General features: G+C 59.2%; 14 protein-coding genes and 7 pseudogenes. 8 read left to right on the plus strand and 13 right to left on the minus strand.

All coding sequences use genetic code 11. The features are described 5' to 3' along the window. Nucleotides 1-125: 125 nt before the first annotated feature. From lon to AO353_RS16050, 4 genes are all read right to left on the minus strand, one after another. Entirely contained in the window at nt 126-2,546 is a 2,421-nt protein-coding gene (gene lon / locus AO353_RS16035) for an endopeptidase La (RefSeq protein WP_054595833.1), read from the minus strand. A 651-nt stretch (nt 2,547-3,197) separates the two neighbouring features. Beyond that, entirely contained in the window at nt 3,198-3,569 is a 372-nt protein-coding gene (locus AO353_RS16040) for a DUF6124 family protein (protein WP_054595834.1), read from the minus strand. Nucleotides 3,570-4,118: 549 nt separating this feature from the next. Then, nucleotides 4,119-6,530 (minus strand): glucose/quinate/shikimate family membrane-bound PQQ-dependent dehydrogenase, encoded by a 2,412-nt coding sequence (locus AO353_RS16045; protein ID WP_054595835.1) that lies wholly within the window; start codon nt 6,528-6,530, stop codon nt 4,119-4,121. An 85-nt stretch (nt 6,531-6,615) separates the two neighbouring features. After that, entirely contained in the window at nt 6,616-7,998 is a 1,383-nt protein-coding gene (locus AO353_RS16050) for a carbohydrate porin (protein ID WP_054595836.1), read from the minus strand. Between the two features lie 344 nt (nt 7,999-8,342). Here AO353_RS16050 and AO353_RS16055 point away from each other — a divergent pair, with 344 nt between their 5' ends. Then, nucleotides 8,343-8,573 (plus strand): VF530 family DNA-binding protein, encoded by a 231-nt coding sequence (locus tag AO353_RS16055; RefSeq protein ID WP_019693422.1) that lies wholly within the window; start codon nt 8,343-8,345, stop codon nt 8,571-8,573. 9 nt (nt 8,574-8,582) lie between these two features. Next, nucleotides 8,583-9,263 (plus strand): Pr6Pr family membrane protein, encoded by a 681-nt coding sequence (locus AO353_RS16060; RefSeq protein ID WP_081013742.1) that lies wholly within the window; start codon nt 8,583-8,585, stop codon nt 9,261-9,263. Between the two features lie 152 nt (nt 9,264-9,415). On the opposite strand, the pseudogene AO353_RS30705 reads toward AO353_RS16060, so the two are convergent. From AO353_RS30705 to AO353_RS16070, 9 genes and pseudogenes are all read right to left on the minus strand, one after another. Then, a pseudogene (locus tag AO353_RS30705) lies at nt 9,416-9,553 on the minus strand (siderophore-interacting protein); the annotation flags it as partial. Nucleotides 9,554-9,785: 232 nt separating this feature from the next. Next, a pseudogene (locus AO353_RS30710) lies at nt 9,786-9,923 on the minus strand (siderophore-interacting protein); the annotation flags it as partial. Nucleotides 9,924-10,155: 232 nt separating this feature from the next. Beyond that, nucleotides 10,156-10,311, minus strand: a pseudogene (locus tag AO353_RS29820) (SIP domain-containing protein); the annotation flags it as partial. 238 nt (nt 10,312-10,549) lie between these two features. Beyond that, nucleotides 10,550-10,687 (minus strand): annotated as a pseudogene (locus tag AO353_RS30715) (siderophore-interacting protein); the annotation flags it as partial. 232 nt (nt 10,688-10,919) lie between these two features. After that, nucleotides 10,920-11,066: pseudogene (locus tag AO353_RS29825) on the minus strand (SIP domain-containing protein); the annotation flags it as partial. 247 nt (nt 11,067-11,313) lie between these two features. Further along, a pseudogene (locus AO353_RS30720) lies at nt 11,314-11,451 on the minus strand (siderophore-interacting protein); the annotation flags it as partial. 232 nt (nt 11,452-11,683) lie between these two features. Continuing rightward, a pseudogene (locus AO353_RS30730) lies at nt 11,684-11,815 on the minus strand (siderophore-interacting protein); the annotation flags it as partial. Nucleotides 11,816-12,053: 238 nt separating this feature from the next. Then, on the minus strand, nt 12,054-12,839 hold the full coding sequence (locus AO353_RS16065) for a siderophore-interacting protein (protein WP_054595837.1): 786 nt from the start codon (nt 12,837-12,839) through the stop codon (nt 12,054-12,056). Then, nucleotides 12,836-13,414: a PadR family transcriptional regulator gene (locus AO353_RS16070; RefSeq protein ID WP_054595838.1), complete on the minus strand. Its 579-nt coding sequence runs from the start codon at nt 13,412-13,414 to the stop codon at nt 12,836-12,838. The genes AO353_RS16065 and AO353_RS16070 overlap by 4 nt, the downstream gene beginning before the upstream one ends. A gap of 511 nt (nt 13,415-13,925) precedes the next feature. Here AO353_RS16070 and AO353_RS16075 point away from each other — a divergent pair. The 6 genes from AO353_RS16075 (at nt 13,926) to AO353_RS16100 (ending at nt 20,993) form a co-directional block, all read left to right on the plus strand. After that, nucleotides 13,926-14,411 carry a CS1 type fimbrial major subunit gene (locus AO353_RS16075; RefSeq protein ID WP_054595839.1) on the plus strand — a complete coding sequence of 162 codons (486 nt, stop codon included), beginning with the start codon at nt 13,926-13,928 and terminating at the stop codon, nt 14,409-14,411. Between the two features lie 109 nt (nt 14,412-14,520). Continuing rightward, a complete protein-coding gene (locus AO353_RS16080) occupies nt 14,521-17,043 on the plus strand; it encodes a CS1-pili formation C-terminal domain-containing protein (protein ID WP_054598250.1) in 2,523 nt (840 codons plus the stop codon). A 34-nt stretch (nt 17,044-17,077) separates the two neighbouring features. Then, nucleotides 17,078-18,343: a hypothetical protein gene (locus AO353_RS16085; RefSeq protein ID WP_054595840.1), complete on the plus strand. Its 1,266-nt coding sequence runs from the start codon at nt 17,078-17,080 to the stop codon at nt 18,341-18,343. 43 nt (nt 18,344-18,386) lie between these two features. Then, entirely contained in the window at nt 18,387-19,127 is a 741-nt protein-coding gene (locus AO353_RS16090; protein ID WP_054595841.1) for a hypothetical protein, read from the plus strand. A 4-nt stretch (nt 19,128-19,131) separates the two neighbouring features. Then, nucleotides 19,132-19,632, plus strand: coding sequence for a CS1 type fimbrial major subunit (locus tag AO353_RS16095; RefSeq protein WP_054595842.1), 501 nt, complete (start codon nt 19,132-19,134; stop codon nt 19,630-19,632). Between the two features lie 131 nt (nt 19,633-19,763). After that, complete coding sequence (locus AO353_RS16100; protein WP_054595843.1) at nt 19,764-20,993, plus strand: hypothetical protein; 1,230 nt, start codon at nt 19,764-19,766, stop codon at nt 20,991-20,993. The last annotated feature ends 67 nt before the right edge of the window (nt 20,994-21,060 follow it).

The raw sequence follows: 21,060 nt of genomic DNA on the forward strand, positions 1-21,060 counted from the left end.
GACGGCCGAAGGTTTGGCGTCGTGAGTGCTGACGCCATCGCGGGCAAGCCTTGCTCCTACAGATTGTGCGGACCGTAGGAGCAAGGCTTTCCAGCGATGGCGATGGTAATGGCGCTACATCACTGTCAGAACAACACCTTCGCCACATCCGCAAAACGCTTGGCGAAGTGCACGGTAATTCCTTCCTTCAGGTAATCCGGCAGTTCCTCAAAACTGCCACGGTTAGGCTCCGGCAGGATCAGTTCGAAGATCTTCTGGCGGCGCGCCGCGATCACCTTCTCGCGGACCCCGCCAATCGGCAGCACGTGCCCGGTCAGCGTCAGTTCACCGGTCATGGCCACGCCTTTTTTCGGCGGCTGGTTGCGCGCCAGAGAGAGCAGGGCGCTGGCCATGGTTACGCCGGCGCTTGGGCCGTCTTTCGGTGTTGCACCTTCGGGTACATGCAGGTGGATGAAGGCTTCGTCGAAGAACTTCGCGTCGCCACCGAACTGCTTGAGGTGCGAGCTGACGTAGCTGTAGGCGATCTCGGCCGATTCCTTCATCACGTCACCCAGTTGCCCGGTGAGTTTGAAGCCGCGGTTGAGGGTGTGAATGCGCGTGGCTTCGATCGGCAAGGTTGCGCCGCCCATGCTGGTCCAGGCCAGGCCGGTGATGACCCCGGTGCCGGACAACACTTGTTCGTTGCGGAACACCGGCATGCCGAGTGAGGCTTCGAGGTCTTTGGGGCCGATCTTGATCACAGCTTTCGGTTCGTCGAGCAGCTTCACGACGGCTTTGCGCACCAGTTTGCCCAGTTGTTTTTCCAACTGGCGTACCCCGGCTTCGCGGGCGTAACCGTCGATCAGGGCTTTCAGCGCGCTGTCGCTGATGGACAGGCTGGTTTTCGACACCCCGGCTTTCTCAAGCTGTTTTGGCCACAGGTGACGCTTGGCAATGGCGACCTTTTCTTCGGTGATGTAACCCGACAGGCGAATCACTTCCATCCGGTCGAGCAACGGACCTGGAATCGAATCCAGGGTGTTGGCGGTGCAGACGAACAGCACTTTCGACAGGTCCAGACGCAGGTCCAGGTAATGGTCGAGGAATTCGACGTTCTGTTCCGGGTCGAGGGTTTCGAGCAGTGCCGAGGCCGGGTCGCCCTGGAAGCTTTGGCCCATCTTGTCGATTTCGTCGAGCATGATCACCGGGTTCATCACTTCAACGTCTTTCAACGCCTGGACCAGTTTGCCCGGCAGCGCGCCGATGTAGGTGCGGCGGTGGCCCTTGATCTCGGCTTCATCGCGCATACCGCCGACGCTGAAGCGATAGAACGGTCGCCCCAGCGACTCGGCGATGGATTTGCCGACGCTGGTCTTGCCCACGCCCGGCGGGCCGACCAACAGCACGATGGAGCCGGCGATCTCACCTTTGTAGGCGCCGACTGCAAGGAACTCGAGGATCCGGTCCTTGATGTCGTCGAGCCCGGCGTGGTGCTGGTCGAGGACTTTGCGCGCGTGTTTGAGGTCGAGTTTGTCCTCGCCATAAACGCCCCACGGCACCGCTGTCGCCCACTCCAGGTAGTTGCGGGTGACGGCGTATTCCGGCGAGCCGGTTTCGAGGATCGACAGCTTGTTCATTTCCTCTTCGATGCGTTTCTGTGCCTGTGGCGGCAGGACCTTGCCCACCAACCGCTGCTCGAACTGCTCGACGTCGGCGCTGCGGTCGTCCTTGGTCAGCCCCAGTTCCTGCTGGATGACCTTGAGTTGCTCCTTGAGGAAAAACTCGCGCTGGTGCTCGCCGATCTTGCGGTTCACCTCGGCAGAGATTTCTTTCTGCAAGCGCGCGACTTCGACTTCCTTGCGCAGCATCGGCAGGACTTTTTCCATGCGCTTGAGCATTGGCACGCAGTCGAGCACTTCTTGCAGCTCGCTGCCGGTGGCCGAGGTCAGGGCGGCGGCGAAGTCGGTCAGTGGCGACGGATCGTTGGGGCTGAAGCGGTTGAGGTAGTTTTTCAGCTCTTCGCTGTACAGCGGGTTGAGCGGCAGCAGTTCCTTGATCGCGTTGATCAGCGCCATGCCGTAGGCCTTGACCTCATCGGTCGGCTCGCTTGGCTGGTGCGGGTATTCGACTTCCACCAGGTACGGTGGGCGATGGTGCTTGAGCCAGGTCTTGAGGCGTACTCGGGTCAGGCCCTGGGCGACGAATTGCAGTTTGCCGTTTTCGCGGCTGGCGTGATGGATCTTCACCAGGGTGCCGTAAAGCGGCAGGGCGGAGGTGTCGAAGTGCCGTGGGTCTTCCTGCGGGGTGTCCATGAAGAACAGCGCGAGCGAGTGATGTTCGGATTTGGCGACCAGGTCGAGGGTTTCGGCCCAGGGTTCTTCGTTGACGATCACCGGCAGTACTTGCGCGGGGAAGAACGGGCGGTTGTGAATCGGGATGATGTAGACCTTGTCCGGCAGGTTCTGGCCGGGCAGGGCCAGGCCTTTGCCTGATGAGGTGTGGTGTTCGGCGTTTTCGGGGTCGGCGTAGTCGCTCGGGTTTTCCGGGAATTCTTGCTGGTCGCTCATGGGGCACCTGCGCAATGGGGTATGAGGGATAGATGGGGCAGGTGGTGGGTGGTTTCAATGGGGGGCGGTTGTTAGCGGGTGTTTCATAGAGTGTATTCACCCAACTATTGTAGGAGCCGAGCTTGCTCGCGATGGCGGCCTGACACCCCCGGCCTATCTCTTGCGGATGTACACCAATCCAATGTGGGAGCCGAGCTTGCTCGCGATGGCGGTCTGATAGCCGGCCAACCTCTTGCAGGTGTACATATCCATTCCTGCGGTAACGGCCACTTGGGGTTTCGCCTGACGGCGACTCACTTTTTTTACAAGCGCCTAAAAAAAGTAAGCAAAAAAACGCTCGCCCCAAGCGTACGGCACCTCGCCTAGGCTCGGCGTTCCCTCACTCCGGTGTCCATCAGGGGGCATCGCCTACGGTCTGCTTCGCGACGACCTCCTCTCGATGTGTCCGGCTACGCCGTACGGCGCTGCGCGCCCACCCCCTGATGAACACCTGCGCTCGGCCTTCCGAAGGGGCGGGTGGATCAAGATCAACAGCAACAGCACGGCGGCCTGACAGCCGGCCTGAGTGGTGGGGGTGTGTACGGGTTTAGAGGCTGATGTACATCAATTAAAACGGTGGGACGGGCCGTGCGGCCCTCCCACAGTCCGGTGTTACGGCGCCTCTGGCTGATCGAAACTATCCAGTGCCCGATTCACCAACAATTCCCCCAACGAGACCATCTGCTGAATCGCCAGCGCCACATGTCGGCGGGTGCCTTCCAGCTCAAACGCCAGATCGCTGGCCAGCACATTGACCGAGGCGAGGGTTTCCGAGGCATGCGCCAGCAGGGTTTCGTTATCCAGATCAGGGATGACCGCGAAGATATTGGAGGGGCGTTTGTCGGGCAGGTTGCCCTTGTCGAATGGTGGTTTCAGGTAGTGATCCAGCGCCCGCTCTGCGGCGTCGTGGAGTTTTTTCGAGTCGGTCGAAGCGTAAGGGGAAGTGCTTGGAGTTTCAGGCGGATTTGGAGTGACTTTGTGCATGATGAAGCTCCCAGAGTAGTGGAGCTGCCACCGTTCGCGGTCAAACGAATTGGGGCGGCAACTGTACGCGGGTTGACCGACCGGGACTCTAGGAACCCGGCATACCCGAAGGTATCCCGCGCACAGCTGCCATAACATGAAATGACAGACATAAAAAAAGCGTCTGTTCATGATCAGTGGACGCTGTGCGCCTAGAGTGTACACGGACGGTCAAACCCGGTCGCTGAATTGGCAGCGACCACCCAAGACTAGTTATGCGGCTTCCCACCGACAACCTGAAAACCATGTCGGAAGCTTCTCTGAGTCCTACTCACGGGATAAACACGCAACCTGTGGCGAGGGAGCTTGCTCCCGCTGGGCTGCGAAGCGGCCCCAAAACCTGCAATCGGGTTTTGTCAGACACACACGGTTCGCTGGGTTTGCGAGCGCTTCGCACTCGAGCGGGAGCAAGCTCCCTCGCCACAGTACGGTGTTGTATCAGATATCTGTGGGCCATAAAAAAGGCGACTACCGCGAGGTAGTCGCCTTTCTCTTAACTGCGGTTAACGCTTATTCCGACAGTTTGTAAGCGATCACATAGTCGCCCATTTTGGTGCCCAGCGAACCATGGCCGCCAACTACCAGCAGCACGTACTGTTTGCCGTCCTTGCCGGTGTAGGTCATCGGTGTGGCCTGGCCGCCGGCCGGCAGGCGCGACTTCCAGAGTTCCTTGCCGTTGTTGACGTCATAGGCGCGCAGGTACTGGTCCAGGGTGCCGCTGAGGAAGCCGACGCCGCCGGCGGTGACGATCGAGCCGCCCATGCTTGGCACGCCGATTGGCAGGCCGATAGGCAGTGGCGAGCTGTCGCGGCTGGTGCCGTTCTTGCGTTTCCACACCACTTTGCTGGTGGTCAGGTCGATACCGGCGACGTAGCCCCAGGCCGGAGCCTGGCACGGTACGCCGAATGGCGACATGAACGGGTGCATGGTCACCGCGTATGGCGCGCCGGTGTTGGGTTGGACGCCCGAGGTCTCGCTCTCGCGCTTGCTCCCGGCAGCCACTTCAGCCTGCGGGATCAGTTTGGAGACGAATGCCATGTAGTTCGGGCTGGTGAACAGCATCTGGCGAACCGGGTCGAGCGACACGCTGCCCCAGTTGAACACACCAACGTTACCCGGATAGATCAAGCTGCCCTGCAACGACGGCGGGGTGTATTGGCCTTCGTAGCGCAGTTGCTTGAACTGGATGCGGCAGAGCATCTGGTCGAACGGGCTGGCGCCCCACATGGCCTTCTCGGTCAGATCCGGAGCGAGCAGGTTGAGGTCCGAGCGAGCCTGGGTCGGCGCGGTATGGTCGCCGGTGACTGCGCCTTGCGGCGCCGGCACTTCGCGAATCGGCACGATCGGTGTGCCGTTGCGACGGTCGAGCACATACAGGCTGCCCTGCTTGGTCGGTGCGATCAGCGCCGGCTTGATGCCGTCGGCGGTTTTCATGTCGAGCAGGGTCGGCTGGCTGCCGACGTCCATGTCCCACAGGTCGTGGTGGGTGAACTGGAAGTTCCAGCGCACCTTGCCGGTCGCCAGGTCCAGGGCCACCATGCCGGCGCTGAATTTCTCTGCGCCCGGCGTGCGGTCGGCACCCCACTGGTCAGGCATCTGGTTGCCCAGCGGCAGGTAGACCATGCCCAGTTTCTCGTCGACGCTGGCCAGCGACCACATGTTCGGCGAGTTGCGGGTGTAGGTCTTGCCCGGTGCCAAAGGCTCGGTCGCTTCAGGGTTGCCGCTGTCCCAGTTCCAGACCAGGTGACCGTCGCGGATGTCGAAGGCGCGGATTACGCCCGACGGCTCGTTGGTCGATTCGTTGTCGGTGACGTGACCGCCCATGATCACCAGATCACGGGTGATCGCTGCCGGCGAGGTCGCGTAGTAGCCACCGGGGGTGAACGGACCGATACCTTGGGTCAGGTCAACCACGCCGTGATCGCCGAAGCCTTCGCAGACTTTGCCGGTGTCGGCGTTCAGGGCGATCAGGCGAGCATCGGCGGTGGGCAGGTAGAGCCGACGTGGGCAGGCTTGCGCAACCGCTTTGCCAGCTTCGGAGATGACTGCGCTCGACGCGTTGTCAGCCTTGGCGTAGGCGTTCTCGTCGTAGTAGGAAACGCCACGGCAGGTCATGTGGGCGAAGCCCTTGAAGCCCACCGGGCTCTTGATCTGCGGGTCGAAGCGCCAGAGTTCCTTGCCGGTGTCCGGGTCCAGCGCCAGCACCTTGCTGTGGGCGGTGCAGGCATAGAGCATGCCGTTGACCTTCAGCGGGGTGTTTTCGTTGGTCAGCTCCACCGGGTCATCGGCGGTCGGCAGATCGCCGGTGCGGATGCGCCAGGCTTCCTGCAGCTTGCCGACGTTGGCCGGGGTGATCTGCTTCAGCGGCGAGTAGCGGTCGCCGAATTCGGTGCGGCCATAGGCCTGCCACTCGCCTTCGGGCATTGCTGGCGCGGTGCTGGTCATGTCGGCAGTGTCGCGGCCCAACTCGCCCATGATCTCACCCGGGTGGGTGAATTGGCTGGCAACCGCGGTGGCACCGGCCAGAACCACGGCCACGCTCAGCGCGGCAGTGCCCAGCGGAGCGGCGCCATCACGCAGCAGCGGACGGCGGAACCACGGCAACAGCAGGACTACGCCAAGGGCGAACCACAACGACAGACGTGGCACCAGTTGCCACCAGTCGAGGCCGATTTCCCACAGCGCCCACACCGTACTGGCGAACAGCACCACGGCGTACAGGCCCAATGCTGCACGGCGGGCAGCCAGCAGCAAAATCCCGGTCAGCACCAGGCCGATCCCGGCCAGCAGGTAATACAACGAGCCGCCGAGCATGCTCAGCTTGATCCCCCCGGCCAGCAAGGCCAGGCCCATTAGCAGAAGCACGATACCGAGCAGGCTCGGCAGCAGACGGCTTCGACTCAAAGCACCATCAGTGCTCATAGTGTGGTTCTCCGTGACGTTTAAGTAGTCCCGCGCCTGTTCACTGTAGATGACGATCAGGTACGGGCAGGTTTCAGTAAGGGTTTTAGAACGACGATTGCACCTTGATCCCGCCGATCAGCGCGTCATCGACCTCATTCACGCCACCGGGATGGCGGATGTATTGCAGGTTCGGGCGTACGGTCAGCCAGTTGGTTACATGCACGCCGTAATAGAGTTCGGCGCTGTATTCGGTGTCTTGCGGCGGCAGGTAGGACGGGTCGTTGAAGTCGAAGACCGCGTGCGCCTGGTTGATCGCCTCGGCGTTTTTGCGGAAGGCCGGGTTGACGTGAACCCGGGCCATGGCGAAGCCGATGTCGTCTTTGCTGCGGGCATCGAACAGGCCTTTGTAGACGACACCGGCCTGGACATAGTTGTCGACGGCGTTGGTCTTTTTGTCGTGCATCGTGCCGTTGGCAAACACACTCAAGCCTCGCGAGTTATCGCTGGCGCGGCTGGTCAGTTGCTGCTGCACGCCCAGCCAGACGCCGTGCTTGCTCGATGCGCTGCGGTAGGGCTGACCACTCAGGGCGGCGGGTTGGCCGTTGCTGTCCTTGTAGACGTCGGTGGCCTTGGCGCTGCTGTAGTAGTAACCGGCGCGGTATTCGCCCGGCAGGCCATTGAGCTTCGGTGTCCACACCAGCTCCACCGGCAGCACCGTGCCTTGGGTGCCACTGCCGCTGAGCTTGAAGCCATTGTCGCGATCCAGGTTCGACGGGTTCTGCTCGTACGCACCGATTTGGGCGTAGAGCTCGGGCGTCAGGTGATATTTGACCCGCAGCGCCCATTGGCTGACTGGCCAGTTGTACCAGATGCCACCGGCCCAGTTGCCGACCTGGGAGCCGCAGAACGCCAGGTTCTGGAAGTCGCAGGGGAAGCTGTTGAAGTCTTCGCCTTCGCCAAAACGGCCGGCCTTGATGTCGAGTTTCTGATCGAAGAATTTCTGCTGATACCACATCTGCGTCAGCCGGGTGGTCTGACCACGGCCCCAGACTTCCTGGGCCGAGGTGAAACCGCCGACACGCGGATCATTGACTCGGTCGTTGCTGATGTTGTTGCCGTTGCGTTCGGTGATGGTCAGCTGAAATTCAGCGTCGTGCCAGCCGAGGATCTTTTGCAGGTCCAGGTGCGTGCCGAGGCCGAACTGGTCGCTGTAGCGCGCGGTGCGGTCGTGGTCGTAGCCGCCGTGCAGGTTGCTGCCCATCTCGCCGGTGTAGTCGAGCTTGAAGTCGTAGCCTTTTTCCGCGAGTTCGGTGCGTGTGCCGTTCCAGTCGCCGAGCATCCACGGTGAGTCGCTATCGAATGCAGGGGCAGCTTGAGTGCAAGTGGCAAGGCCGAGGGCGCTGAGCCCACCGATCAGGCTTATGGCTTTTCGAGCAGCAAAAGTGGGGCGGACAGCGCTGTCTCGCAAAGTCTGAATGTCAGGCATAGAGAAGGAATTCTTGGTCTTTTAGGGGAAGAGAGCTGAACGCTGCGAGGGGAAATCGGGCAGGTGAAGCGATTCAGCTTTTAGGCCTGCAAGGATAATGATCTGTAACAAAGAGAGAAAGGGCTTTTCTTGACATGGATCATTTCGGATTTGGTAACAGTGTGCAGTCATCCTTGAAAAGATCGCAGCCTGTGGCAGCTCCACATCGGAAGGTGAACACCCGCAGGCTGCGAACTTTCAGAGTTCACCTACATTTAACCGATAGCGCACAGAGTCCTTCCACCGCAGGACACCCTCGGCTAAGGTGCGCGGCTTCCTCTACTTTCTTCGTTCAAAGGCCCGGCATGACCGAACAGAACACCAACCCGCTGCACGGCGTGACCCTGGAACAGATCCTTAACACGCTGGTTCAACACTACGAATGGTCGGGGCTGGCCGAGCGCATCGACATTCGCTGCTTCAAGAGCGATCCGAGTATCAAGTCGAGCCTGACCTTCCTGCGCAAAACCCCGTGGGCCCGTGAGAAAGTCGAAAAACTCTACGTGAAGCTGATGCGCACCAAACGTCCGCTCTAAGGAATATAGATGCCCGCCGAGCCGACTCGACTGTCGCCCGTCATGAGCCGTTTTACCCACTCGGCCGCCGTGCTGGGCTGGCTGGGATTGAGCATTCAGCTGTACCTGGTGTTTTACGGCCGCTGGAGTGTCAGCGCCAGCCAACTGGGTGGGCTGGTGAGTTACTTCAGTTACTTTACGGTCCTGACCAATACGCTGGTGGCGACGGTGCTGACTTGCGCCGTGACTGCACGCGAGTCGAAGGGCCGTACGTTTTTTTTACAGCCGTGGGTCAGCAGCGGGATTGCCGTGAGCATTACCCTGGTCGGCCTGGCGTACAGCCTGTTGTTGCGGCATTTGTGGCATCCGCAGGGCTGGCAGTTCATCGCCGACGAGTTGTTGCATGACATCATGCCGCTGCTGTTTCTGTTCTATTGGTGGCGGTGCGTACCCAAGGGCACCTTGCGCCTTGGGCACATCGGTTTGTGGGCGATTTACCCGGTGCTGTATTTCGCTTTTACCTTGCTGCGCGGGCACTCGCTGGGGCTTTACCCGTATCCCTTTATCGATGTCGAAAAACTCGGTTATCCCCAGGTGTTCATCAATGCCAGCGGGATATTGCTGGGGTTTGTGCTGATTGCGCTGCTGGTGGTCGGGCTGGATCGCTGGCGCGGGACTGGGGCAGGCCGAGTGGGCATAGATTCAAAGTGAACATCAAATGTGGTGAGGGGGCTTGCCCCCGTTGGGTTGCGCAGCAGCCCTAAACCCATTAAACGCGGTGTGCCAGACAAAGCCCGATTGCAGGTTTTGGGAGTGCTACGCACTCCAACGGGGGCAAGCCCCCTCGCCACAAGTGTTTGTCATTACTCCTCGTCGCTGTCGTCGAGTTTCCAGTAGCCGACGGCTTTCACCTGGTCCTGACTCAAGCCCTTCTCGTCCAGCAGCACGCACTCTGTTGCGATCCACGCATACAACTCGCCGCTCGGCATTGGCAGTGGTTTATTGCTGGGGTTTGTGCTGATTGCGCTGGATCGGTGGCGCGGGACGGCGGCAGGCCGAGTGGGCATAGATCCAAAGTGAACATCGATTGTGGCGAGGGAGCTTGCTCCCGCTCGGCGGCGAAGCCGTCGTAAACCGGGTAATGTGGTCTGCCTGATACAACCCGATTGAATGGCTTTGGGGTCGCTTCGCGACCCAGCGGGAGCAAGCTCCCTCGCCACAGGTGTTTGTCGCTTACTCCTCGTCGCTGTCGTCGAGTTTCCAGTAGCCGACGGCTTTCACCTGGTCCTGACTCAAGCCCTTCTCGTCCAGCAGCACGCACTCTGTCGCGATCCACGCATACAACTCGCCGCTCGGCATTGGCAGTGGTTTATTGCTGGGGTTTGTGCTGATTGCGCTGGATCGGTGGCGCGGGACCGCGGCAGGCCGAGTGGGCATAGATCCAAAGTGAACATCGATTGTGGCGAGGGAGCTTGCTCCCGCTCGGCGGCGAAGCCGTCGTAAACCGGGTAATGTGGTCTGCCTGATACAACCCGATTGAATGGCTTTGGGGTCGCTTCGCGACCCAGCGGGAGCAAGCTCCCTCGCCACAGGTGTTTGTCATTTACTCTTCGTCGCTGTCGTCGAGTTTCCAGTAGCCGACGGCTTTCACCTGGTCCTGACTCAAGCCCTTCTCGTCCAGCAGCACGCGGCGGATCTGTCGTGAGACTTTGGACTCTGTCGCGATCCACGCATACAACTCACCGCTCGGCATTGGCAGTGGTTTATTGCTGGGGTTTGTGCTGATTGCACTGGATCGGTGGCGCGGGACGGTGGCAGGCCGAGTGGGCATAGATCCAAAGTGAACATCGATTGTGGCGAGGGAGCTTGCTCCCGCTCGGCGGCGAAGCCGTCGTAAACCGGGTAATGTGGTCTGCCTGATACAACCCGATTGAATGGCTTTGGGGTCGCTTCGCGACCCAGCGGGAGCAAGCTCCCTCGCCACGGGTGTTTGTCGCTTACTCTTCGTCGCTGTCGTCGAGTTTCCAGTAGCCGACGGCTTTTACCTGGTCCTGACTCAAGCCCTTCTCGTCCAGCAGCATGCACTCTGTCGCGATCCACGCATACAACTCGCCACTCGGCATTGGCAGTGGTTTATTGCTGGGGTTTGTGCTGATTGCGCTGGATCGGTGGCGCGGGACGGCGGCAGGCCGAGTGGGCATAGATCCAAAGTGAATATCGATTGTGGCGAGGGAGCTTGCTCCCGCTCGGCGGCGAAGCCGTCGTAAACCGGGTAATGTGGTCTGCCTGATACAACCCGATTGAATGGCTTTGGGGTCGCTTCGCGACCCAGCGGGAGCAAGCTCCCTCGCCACAGGTGTTTGTCGCTTACTCCTCGTCGCTGTCGTCGAGTTTCCAGTAGCCGACGGCTTTTACCTGGTCCTGACTCAAGCCCTTCTCGTCCAGCAGCACGCGGCGGATCTGTCGTGAGGCTCTGGATTCTGTCGCGATCCACGCATACAACTCGCCGCTCGGCATTGGCAGTGGTTTATTGCTGGGGTTTGTGCTGATTGCGCTGGATCGGTGGCGCGGGACGGCGGCAGGCCGAGTGGGCATAGATCCAAAGTGAACATCGATTGTGGCGAGGGAGCTTGCTCCCGCTCGGCGGCGAAGCCGTCGTAAACCGGGTAATGTGGTCTGCCTGATACAACGCGATTGAATGGCTTTGGGGTCGCTTCGCGACCCAGCGGGAGCAAGCTCCCTCGCCACAGGTGTTTGTCATTTACTCTTCGTCGCTGTCGTCGAGTTTCCAGTAGCCCACGGCTTTCACCTGATCCTGACTCAAACCCTTCTCGTCCAGCAGCACGCACTCTGTTGCGATCCACGCATACAACTCGCCGCTCGGCATTGGCAGGTGTTTATTGCTGGGGTTTGTGCTGATTGCGCTGGATCGGTGGCGCGGGACGGCGGCAGGCCGAGTGGGCATAGATCCAAAGTGAACATCGATTGTGGCGAGGGAGCTTGCTCCCGCTCGGCGGCGAAGCCGTCGTAAACCGGGTAATGTGGTCTGCCTGATACAACCCGATTGAATGGCTTTGGGGTCGCTTCGCAACCCAGCGGGAGCAAGCTCCCTCGCCACAGGTGTTTGTCGCTTACTCCTCGTCGCTGTCGTCGAGTTTCCAGTAGCCGACGGCTTTTACCTGGTCCTGACTCAAGCCCTTCTCGTCCAGCAGCATGCACTCTGTCGCGATCCACGCATACAACTCGCCACTCGGCATTGGCAGTGGTTTATTGCTGGGGTTTGTGCTGATTGCGCTGGATCGGTGGCGCGGGACGGCGGCAGGCCGAGTGGGCATAGATCCAAAGTGAACATCGATTGTGGCGAGGGAGCTTGCTCCCGCTCGGCGGCGAAGCCGTCGTAAACCGGGTAATGTGGTCTGCCTGATACAACCCGATTGAATGGCTTTGGGGTCGCTTCGCGACCCAGCGGGAGCAAGCTCCCTCGCCACAGGTGTTTGTCGCTTACTCTTCGTCGCTGTCGTCCAGCTTCCAGTAGCCGACGGCTTTCACCTGGTCCTGACTCAAGCCCTTCTCGTCCAGCAGCACGCGGCGGATCTGGCGTGAGGCTTTGGACTCTGTCGCGATCCACGCATACAACTCGCCGCTCGGCATTGGCAGTTGTTGCACGGTGCTCAGCAGGTGGTTCTGACCGGCTTCGCGCAAGACCCAGATCACCTTGACCTCTGCCTGGCTTTCAAGGACTTGCTGTTCGGCACCGTTTTCGATTTCCACCACCACCAGCGCGCGCCGGTTGGCCGTCAGGCCTTCGAGGCGGCGGGCGATGGCGGGCAGGGCGGTCTCGTCGCCGATCAACAGGTAACTGTCGAACACGTCCGGCACGACCATCGAGCCCCGTGGCCCGCCGATGTGCAGGAACTGGCCGGGTGTGGCCTGCGCTGCCCAGGTCGCGGCAGGGCCATCGCCGTGCAATACGAAGTCGATGTCCAGCTCCAGCGTGTCCAGGTCGTAACGGCGGGGCGTGTAGTCACGCATCGCCGGCAGTGGCCCATTGTCCTTGCCGGCGCCCAGCACCAAAGTTTCCAGAGCGGCGTGTTCCGCAGCGGTTTGCGGGAAAAACAGCTTTACGTGGTCGTCGGTTCCGAGGCTGACGAAGCCGGCCAGTTCCGCTCCGCCGAGGGTGATCCGACGCATGCGCGGGGTCAGGTCGACCACCCGCAGCACTTCCAGGCGACGGCGTTTGAGTTCGTGGCTGACACGGTGAATGGTTTGCACAATGACTTCAGTCATTCGTCCTTCTCCTGAACAGATTGAACGACAGGGCCATCGACGATGGCTTTGGCGGTGTTGTTGAGCAGATCGCGCACCCGCAGGATTTCTTCCGGGCTCCAGCGGCCGTGATGCATTTGCAAGGCATGCCGCAGGTTGTGCACCGCTTCGTGGATCTCGGCCGGGCGGTCTTGCCCGCGCAACGAACGCTTGCTGACCTCGATGCGCATGCGCACGCCGTCCAGGGCAATGGCCTGCTCGCTTAATGACAGACGTCCGGCGTCGGTGATGCTGTAGCGTTTTTTTCCAGCTTCGGCATCGCCGAGGATCATTTCGCTTTCTTCAAGAAAGGTCAGGGTCGGGTAGATCACGCCGGGGCTGGGGCTGTAGGCGCCGTCGAACATGCTTTCGATCTGGCGGATCAGGTCATAACCATGGCACGGCTGCTCGGCGATCAGCGCCAGCAACAGCAGTTTCAGATCGCCGGGGGCGAATACCCGCGGGCCGCGCCCACCGCGTTCGCGGCCGGGGCCAGGGCGTTTTTCGAAGCCGTCACGGCTGTCGCTGTGGTCTCGATGGGAATGATGGTCTCTCATTTTTTCGTCTTCTCTCGTCGTGTTTAGATACAACTTAAGATATATCTTATGGCTTGCGCAAGCGTTCTGGACCAACGGTCGCCATCCTGTCGGCCTTGGGCGGCGCTTAAAGACCACGGGCAATGAATGATGAGTTGATTGCTTTTTTAGAGTAATTGAACTAATTATAAAGTTAATCTGCTGATCATTAACCGAGTGCCGGGAGTTAAGTAGTACCGGTCTTACAGAAGTTGGGTTGGTTCTTATCTGTGTGCTTTTTTAGTTTGAGCTGTGTGTAGTATTTCTCTGAGGGTAAAGAAGTGCTGTTAGTTCTTTTTTGACTTTTCTCCTGCGGCTCGAAAGTCGTTGTTACTACCTGTTCTTAGGAAGTTGCGTACTTACTTTCTCAACGGATTTGACGATCATTCTCCGGTGTCGAAAGTTAAGAGAATTCGCCATCGTTGTATTGAGTGGTATTCGCATCTCAAGACTTTTCTCGGCCCAATCCTTTGAAATAGACAGGTACTTAATAATGTTCAAGAAGTTTGCAGTTGCCGTTCCGATGACCCTCCTGGCCCTGAGCTCTTCAATGGCGTTCGCTGCGGAAGAAATACGCTCGTCCATCAACATCAGCGCGAATATCCCCACCTATGATTTCTACGCTCAACCGGTGAATCCTGACTTCGGTAAAGATGAAAAAATGGCCTGGAACGTGATAACCGAGAGCTTGGCCCCGCTGCGTGCGGCTTACGATATCCGCAACACCCTCGGTTCGGTCCATGCTTATGTGGAAGGTGGTCCGCAACACCTGAACAACGGCCACACCGCCATCCAGCTGACCTACGCCTTCAACGGCGTAACCTTGACCGGTATGCCTAAAGAAGTGGTCAGCGATGCTGCATCCAACGGGGGTATGCGGGCTGATCTGGTGATTACCGCCGCCCTGCCGGGGAACAATCAGGTAGGTTTTTACACGGCCAATCCAGTCGTGATCTTCGATGCCGTACCGCGCATCTAAGTCAGCCATGACTTAAGGCTCAGCCTTATTCGTTAGCACTTACCGGTCGATGGGTAGCCACTGCCTGTCGATCGGGTTTCAACGCATTTATCTTCAGAGTATTTCGTTCATGTTCCCGATGACTCCCATCGCGACGGCGCTTGCCCTATGTTTTTGTGCAACCGCCCTGGCCGCGCCAGCGGACAACGGCCACACGCCCCGAAGTTTGCTTGCGCAAGCCAAGGGTTTACCGAGCGAGTTCGAAGAGCACTTCTTTGATGTGCCGCTGGCGGTGCGCGTGGAACTTGATCAACAATTTCTCGGTGAAGCGATGGTCGTGTTGACCCGCGACGATCGAATCACCTTAGTTGACTTCAATGATGTCGGCGACAGCACAATCCAGCCCAGCGAGCGCGACATCTGGGCCAACCATCTGAAACAAGGCGTGACGCTGGGCGCCTGCCAGGCCAACTGCCCCGAACAACTATTGGCCGTGCACTACAGCCTCGAAAACTCGCTGGTGTCGATTCTCACGGAGAATGCCGAACGGGACGATCAGGTGCAGCAGTATTACAACCTGCCCGAAGGCGGCAGCACTGGCTTGATCGTGCGCAACCAGTTGAACCTCAATGGTGGCCAGAACCAGGACCTCGGGGGTCGTTACGGTCTGGAAGCCAGCAGCAGCCTGGGCAACTGGACCCAAGCGGTCAATATGCAGCTGTCGCGCCTGGGCGGTGTCGACAATCAGACCTATCACGCCGTGCATGAGCTTTTCACCCAGCGTGAATTGCAGGGCAACTTTTTGCGCCTGGGCTATTTCACGCCCACCTCCGAAGGCCTGACCCGTCAGCCGCGTACGTTTGGCGCGAGCCCCGATACCGCGTTGGGCGTCATGTATGGCAGCTCCGACAGCCTGGCCATCAATAATCCGAAACCGGCGGTTTATCCGATCTATGTCACGGCCAATCGATTGGGCTCTGTGGAAATTTACCGCGACGGATTGCTGATCAACACTCAGGCAGTCCCGGCAGGGTTGCAGACCCTCGATACGCGTCCGCTGCCCGGCGGGATTTATGAAGTGGAAGTGCGCCTGATCGAAGACGGCCAAATCACCTCCAGCACCCTGGAGCTGGTCTACAAGCCGAGCAATTGGCGCAATCATGACGAGCGCTGGCGCTACAACCTGTTCGCCGGTCGCGAATCCAAATTGCTCAGCAACTGGGAACAGCAGGCCGCTGGCGACATGACCGCCGGTGCCGCATTCAACTTCCTGTGGCACCCGCGTGTGATCCTCGGCCTGACAGGGCGGCAGGTCCGCGACTCGCTGCAATACGGCACGTCGGTTGACTGGACGATCGTCAACAACGCCAGCCTTTTCGCCAACGTCTACAGAACCGAAGACTACGGCACCGGCCTCGATGTGCAGGGACTGTATTCCTATGGCAGCGGCAGCCTCGTCGCCAGCCATAACCGCAGCTGGCTCGACACCACTCGGCTGTATGACACCCTGCCGGACGGCACGCGCGTGCGGCAGCGCAACGTCTTTATCGGTCAGACCAGCAACTCTTCCTTATCGTTGAATCATCGACTCAGCCGTAAAAGTTCGGTCAATGCCCGGGTGTCCCACAGCGAGGGCAACACCAAAGGCGTCGGCCTGGATCTGGGATGGACCCAACGCACTCAACTGTTCGGCAGCGATGCCAACTGGCGCCTGTCGTTGTTCGACCGTCCGGGCAGTTTCAGCTCGGGCAATGACCGCAATCGCGGCCTCGACCTGAGTGTGAACATCGCGCTGGGCGGCCCGGGAGAGCAGTGGTCCGGCAGCATCGGCACCCGCACCGATCGTGATGGCGGGCGCGATAACAATGCCTCGCTCACCTACCGCAAAGACCTGCAGGATCACCTGCTGCAGAGCGTCTCGGCCACGGCAATCACCGACACCTACGGCATCGGTTTGAACGCGATGGCGTCGATGCAATCGGACCTGGCCAACGGTGACGGGTTTATCCAGCGCTCGTCGTTCAACAACGACCTCACCGGCGGTTTGAACCTGGACAGCACCGTGGCCGTCGGCGGACAAAAAATGGTCATGACCAGCCAATACCACCGCAGTGGTGCGGGCATGATCATCGATGTCGAATCGGACATCGACGGCATTACCCTGCGCGCCGACGATTTGAGCGGTGGCAGTGCGGTGCTCAAACCCGGGCGCAATTTTGTGCCGATCACGGCTTACAAAAGCAGCTCGGTCAGTTTCGATTTCGAGGGCACCGACGTCCCCGCCGCGACCATTCAACCGGCCCGTTCCAGCTATCACCTGAACAAGGGCGGCGTGGGCTATCGGCAGATTCGCGTGATGCAAACCCTCACCGTGCTCGGTCGCCTGATCGACCCCCAGGGCAATCCACTCAAGGGCCATCACATCATCAATCACGCCAGTCGCGGGGTGAGCGAGGTGGACGGGTTCTTCTCGATGGAAATGAACGCCGGCTCACCGACGCTGGAAGTGCGCCACGGCAACCAGTTGCTGTGTCAGTTCCGGCTGGACCCGAGCCAGGGGCGAACTGAAAACAATGTGTTGATGATCGGGGATTTGCGCTGCACGCCAGACACGTTGGCGGATGTGGGTGATGCCGTGCAGAGCGCCGGTTGATGTGTATTGCGCAATCTCTGGAGTCCATAACTCGATGAATGTTTCGACTGTTTTCCCATGGCGTTCGGTAGTGGCTCTTTTCATAGGGGCCTGCCTGGTTGTGTCAAGCCTCCAGGCCGTCGCAGTCGTGCTTCCGATTACAGCCACTTTCAACCCTGACCCGAGCAACCCGCAGAAAAACGAGTTCAAGAACACCACGCGCAATGTCGGATTTTGCTGGTCTTACCCCGCCATCTGCAAAAGTTACGGCATATTCAGTTTGCGTTCTCACGTGAATGTTGGAGTCCAAGGCGCGATCCAACCCAACCAAGAGGACGTGCGTAAAGGCGCGATGATCAAGACGCCAGCCGCCTGGCGAGCGTTGACGGTGTTGAACCGCGAGACCGGTGAACTCGCCACGGTCGAGGTGCGCATTGCCGGGATGGGCGGCGTTTACAGGCTCAGCGATTCCGCGATGGAGCTGACAGGGGAGCCGGAGTATGTCGGGGCGCATACGGCATTGTGGGGAAGCGACTGGCGAACAGCGCCGGGGCCATGCGTGGCCATAGGCACCACAACCTATTACGGTCCCACCGGTTTCCAATTCTTCTGGCTGACGCCTGAAGAAACGGTGTGTGGCAAGCAGGCTAAGTTCCTCATTCCCGGGTTTGGTTACGAGTCTCTGGACTTTACTTACGAACTGCGCACGCCGGATCCGCTGAAGATGTCCACGGGCGTCTACCAGGGCACGCAGGTTTATTCGATCGGCCCTGGCGGCGACTTCGATCTGGGCGATGTCGTCGCGCCCTCGGACAACATTATTCAGCTCGACTTCACTCTGACAGTCGAACACACCCTCAAAGTCGAAATTCCGCCGGGCGGCAACCGGATTGAACTGGTGCCGCAAGGTGGCTGGCAAGCCTGGTTGCAACAGGGCCGCAAACCCACGCGTCTGTTCCGCGACCAGACTTTCAATATCTCGGCCAGTTCGCGCTTCAAGATGAATCTGGAGTGTGAATACACCCAGGACGGCAAGACCTGTTCATTGCGCGAGCCGGTGACCGGTCATGCCGTACCGCTGAACGTCAGCGTCAGTCTTCCCCCTGGCTTGACTGATGCGGGCGGACAGTCTGTCAGTCGTCAGCAGTTACTGCGTGATGGCAGTACTACCAAAATGTTCCAGCCGGGCGTTTATGTCGACCGTAAACCGGGAACCCTGCATTTCGAGATTCCTTCAAGCGAAGTGGCAGAGATGATTCGTCCCGGATCACAACGGCAGTACTCGGGAAGTGTGACGGTTATCTGGGATTCAGAGGTTTAGTGCGTCGCGCCATTGCAGCATTCATTCAACGAGGGACAGGACGATGAAACACCTGGTGGCATTATTTGGTTTTTGCTTATTGACCCAGACGGCTCATGCCGGCCCGAGCATCAATGTCGGGACGGTGTATGACTATCTGGACGGGGACAAAAGTACTTACTTGAAACGCGTGTTCAACGGAGGTGACAGCACCGCGTTCGTCAAGGTCAATATTCTCGAAATTATTTATGACGCCGATGGCAGCGCACGGGAAGAGCCGCTCAAAACCCAGGCCGACGCCACCGCGCGTGATGGTTTGATGGCCAGCCCGGCCCGATTGATCGTGCCGGCCAATGGCATGCAGGGCACGCGCCTGTTGTATATGGGCGAGCGTGAGAAAGAGCGGTATTTCCGGGTGCGTTTCGTACCGGTGGTTCCGGAGAAGGAAGACGAGTTCGCCGTCTCCAGCGAAGAGCGTGAAGATTACAAGAAAGGCCTGTCCGCCGGGGTCAATGTGCTGGCCGGGTACGGCACGGTATTTTTCGTGCGCCCCAAGGAAACCCGCTTCGACAGCGCGATCGAGAACGACGCGCGCAACTACCGGATTCGCAACAACGGCAACAGCGTGGTGGTGATCGATGAGTTCAAGGACTGCGCGGTGAAAAACGAGCAGGACTGCCAGCCGACCACCAAGCATCACATTCTTGCGGGCCGGAGCTTTCAGTTCGAGAAACAGGCCGGTCGCGAATACCACTTCACTCTGGTTGAAGGCGAGAACAGCAAAAAACTCGACGTGAAGGGATAACGCCATGTTCAAGAAACCGTTCCTGGTTTTTTCGTCCGCCGCTTTCGTGCTGGCCAGTGCTTCGGCCTTCGCCGCTCGGGAGGTTCATCAGTTTGATGTGTCGGTCTCTGTTCCTTCCCTGGGGTTTTATGTCATTCCCGCTGATTCAGGCTGGATTCATCAGGAGCAACAACTGCCTTGGAACCTGTCGGCCTCGAAGCTGGGCAGTTTGCGCAAGTATTTCGACGTGAAGAACGAAGCGGGCTCGATCAACGCGCGGCTTGAAGGCCGGCCGTATCTGTCGAACGGCACCGATGCGCATGACATTAATTTACGCGTGTCGTTTAACGGAAAGTTGTTGAGCGAGCAGGAGAGCAGCGAAGTGGTTTCTTTGACTGACGCCGCTCTTGGCAAACGCGTATTGCTCGAAATAGTGCCGATGCCACCCGCCGATGGGGTGTACCAGCCCGGCAAATATTTTGGCAGCGTCAACATGATTTTCAATGCGGTGTTGGCGGGTGCCTGAGGCCGGACGAGATCGCCCATTGCACGAGACGATCCCGCCACACGGCCACAAGCGTTAGAACAAAAAGAAGTGCCGATACTTATGTCTTTGAGTGCAGTCCTTTAACAGTTTTTGCAGGGAGTTTGTGAGCCATGAAGGTAATAAGGGCATTGAAGCCTGCGAATGCATCGAGGGTTGCCGGTGTGTTGTTGGCAGTACTCACTACACCGGTGGTAGCGGTGACCGTGGAAATGAGCGCAATGTTCCGGCCTGATCCGGCAAAACCGATGCAAAATGCTTTCGAAAACACCACACCACAAGGCGGTTATTGCAAGGATCATCCGGCCTATTGCGAAAACGGGGTCTTCAGCATCGCCTTGCCGATTCGTTTCAGGTCTGTCGCGGCCATTCAGCCGTTGCATGGCGAACGCCAGGGGCCCATGTTCCGGGTTCCCTCCTCCTGGAAGGAGGTGACGGTCATCAATGACAGTACCGGTGAACCCGAGACGGTTAAAATGCGCATCAACGGTATAGGCGCGGCCTATACGATCAAGGATCCTCTGCCGGGTGGTGTCTGGCAAAGTAGCTGGGTAAATGCCCCATCACCCTGTATCTATGGCGGAGTGGGTTATGGTCATGCCTTGTACTACGCTTTTTTTTGGCGAGTGCCGGCTAATGCAGGCGTTTGCTCGAAACAAGCACAGCAGCTGATTCCTGAATCACTCCAGTTTGCCTATCAGGATGTCAGTTTCTCCTATGAACTTATTACCCCCGATCCGCTAAAAATGTCGGCCGGCACTTACCGGGGTGTATTGAACTATACCGTCGGGCCTTATAAAGACTTCGACATGGGCGATATGTTGTTGCCCGATGATGATTTGATAACCCTTAACTTCACCCTGAGGGTCGAACATACGCTCAAGGTCGAGATTCCACCGGGCGGCAATCGCGTTGAGCTGGTGCCACAGGGCGGCTGGCAGGCCTGGCTGACTCAGGGGCGCAAGCCAACGCGGCTGTTTCGTGATCAGACGTTCAATATTTCGGCGTCGAGTCGCTTCAAGATGCTCGTGGAGTGCCAGATTACGGGGCTGTTCGATTGCATGATCCGTGACCCGGTTTCACAACGCGCAGCCACGGTGCAGCTCAGTGTCAGCCTGCCCAACGGCTTGACGGACGTCAGTGGGCAACCGGTCAAACGTCGTCCGTTGCACGTGGGCCAGGTGAATGCGCAAGCATTCAACCCCGGGTTTTATGTGGATCGGGCTCCAGGTGTTTTGCACTTCGAAATTGCACGCTCTTACGTGGACTACATGTTGAAACCCGGGGTAGCGGCCAACTATTTCGGGAGTATCACGGTGATTTGGGACTCCGAAGTGGGATAACCGCGAGGCGCGAACCGGTTTGCCTGTAAAGCCCTGAAAGCGGGTCTGCGAGCCTTCAGGGCGGGTT

Source organism: Pseudomonas fluorescens, assembly GCF_001307155.1.
Lineage (GTDB): Bacteria > Pseudomonadota > Gammaproteobacteria > Pseudomonadales > Pseudomonadaceae > Aquipseudomonas > Aquipseudomonas helvetica.

Coding starts and splice junctions, on each gene's coding strand:
- lon (WP_054595833.1), bottom strand. CDS start 2,546: ATGAGCGACCAGCAAGAATTCCCGGAAAACCCGAGCGACTACGCCGAC.
- AO353_RS16040 (WP_054595834.1), bottom strand. CDS start 3,569: ATGCACAAAGTCACTCCAAATCCGCCTGAAACTCCAAGCACTTCCCCT.
- AO353_RS16045 (WP_054595835.1), bottom strand. CDS start 6,530: ATGAGCACTGATGGTGCTTTGAGTCGAAGCCGTCTGCTGCCGAGCCTG.
- AO353_RS16050 (WP_054595836.1), bottom strand. CDS start 7,998: ATGCCTGACATTCAGACTTTGCGAGACAGCGCTGTCCGCCCCACTTTT.
- AO353_RS16055 (WP_019693422.1), top strand. CDS start 8,343: ATGACCGAACAGAACACCAACCCGCTGCACGGCGTGACCCTGGAACAG.
- AO353_RS16060 (WP_081013742.1), top strand. CDS start 8,583: ATGCCCGCCGAGCCGACTCGACTGTCGCCCGTCATGAGCCGTTTTACC.
- AO353_RS16065 (WP_054595837.1), bottom strand. CDS start 12,839: ATGACTGAAGTCATTGTGCAAACCATTCACCGTGTCAGCCACGAACTC.
- AO353_RS16070 (WP_054595838.1), bottom strand. CDS start 13,414: ATGAGAGACCATCATTCCCATCGAGACCACAGCGACAGCCGTGACGGC.
- AO353_RS16075 (WP_054595839.1), top strand. CDS start 13,926: ATGTTCAAGAAGTTTGCAGTTGCCGTTCCGATGACCCTCCTGGCCCTG.
- AO353_RS16080 (WP_054598250.1), top strand. CDS start 14,521: ATGTTCCCGATGACTCCCATCGCGACGGCGCTTGCCCTATGTTTTTGT.
- AO353_RS16085 (WP_054595840.1), top strand. CDS start 17,078: ATGAATGTTTCGACTGTTTTCCCATGGCGTTCGGTAGTGGCTCTTTTC.
- AO353_RS16090 (WP_054595841.1), top strand. CDS start 18,387: ATGAAACACCTGGTGGCATTATTTGGTTTTTGCTTATTGACCCAGACG.
- AO353_RS16095 (WP_054595842.1), top strand. CDS start 19,132: ATGTTCAAGAAACCGTTCCTGGTTTTTTCGTCCGCCGCTTTCGTGCTG.
- AO353_RS16100 (WP_054595843.1), top strand. CDS start 19,764: ATGAAGGTAATAAGGGCATTGAAGCCTGCGAATGCATCGAGGGTTGCC.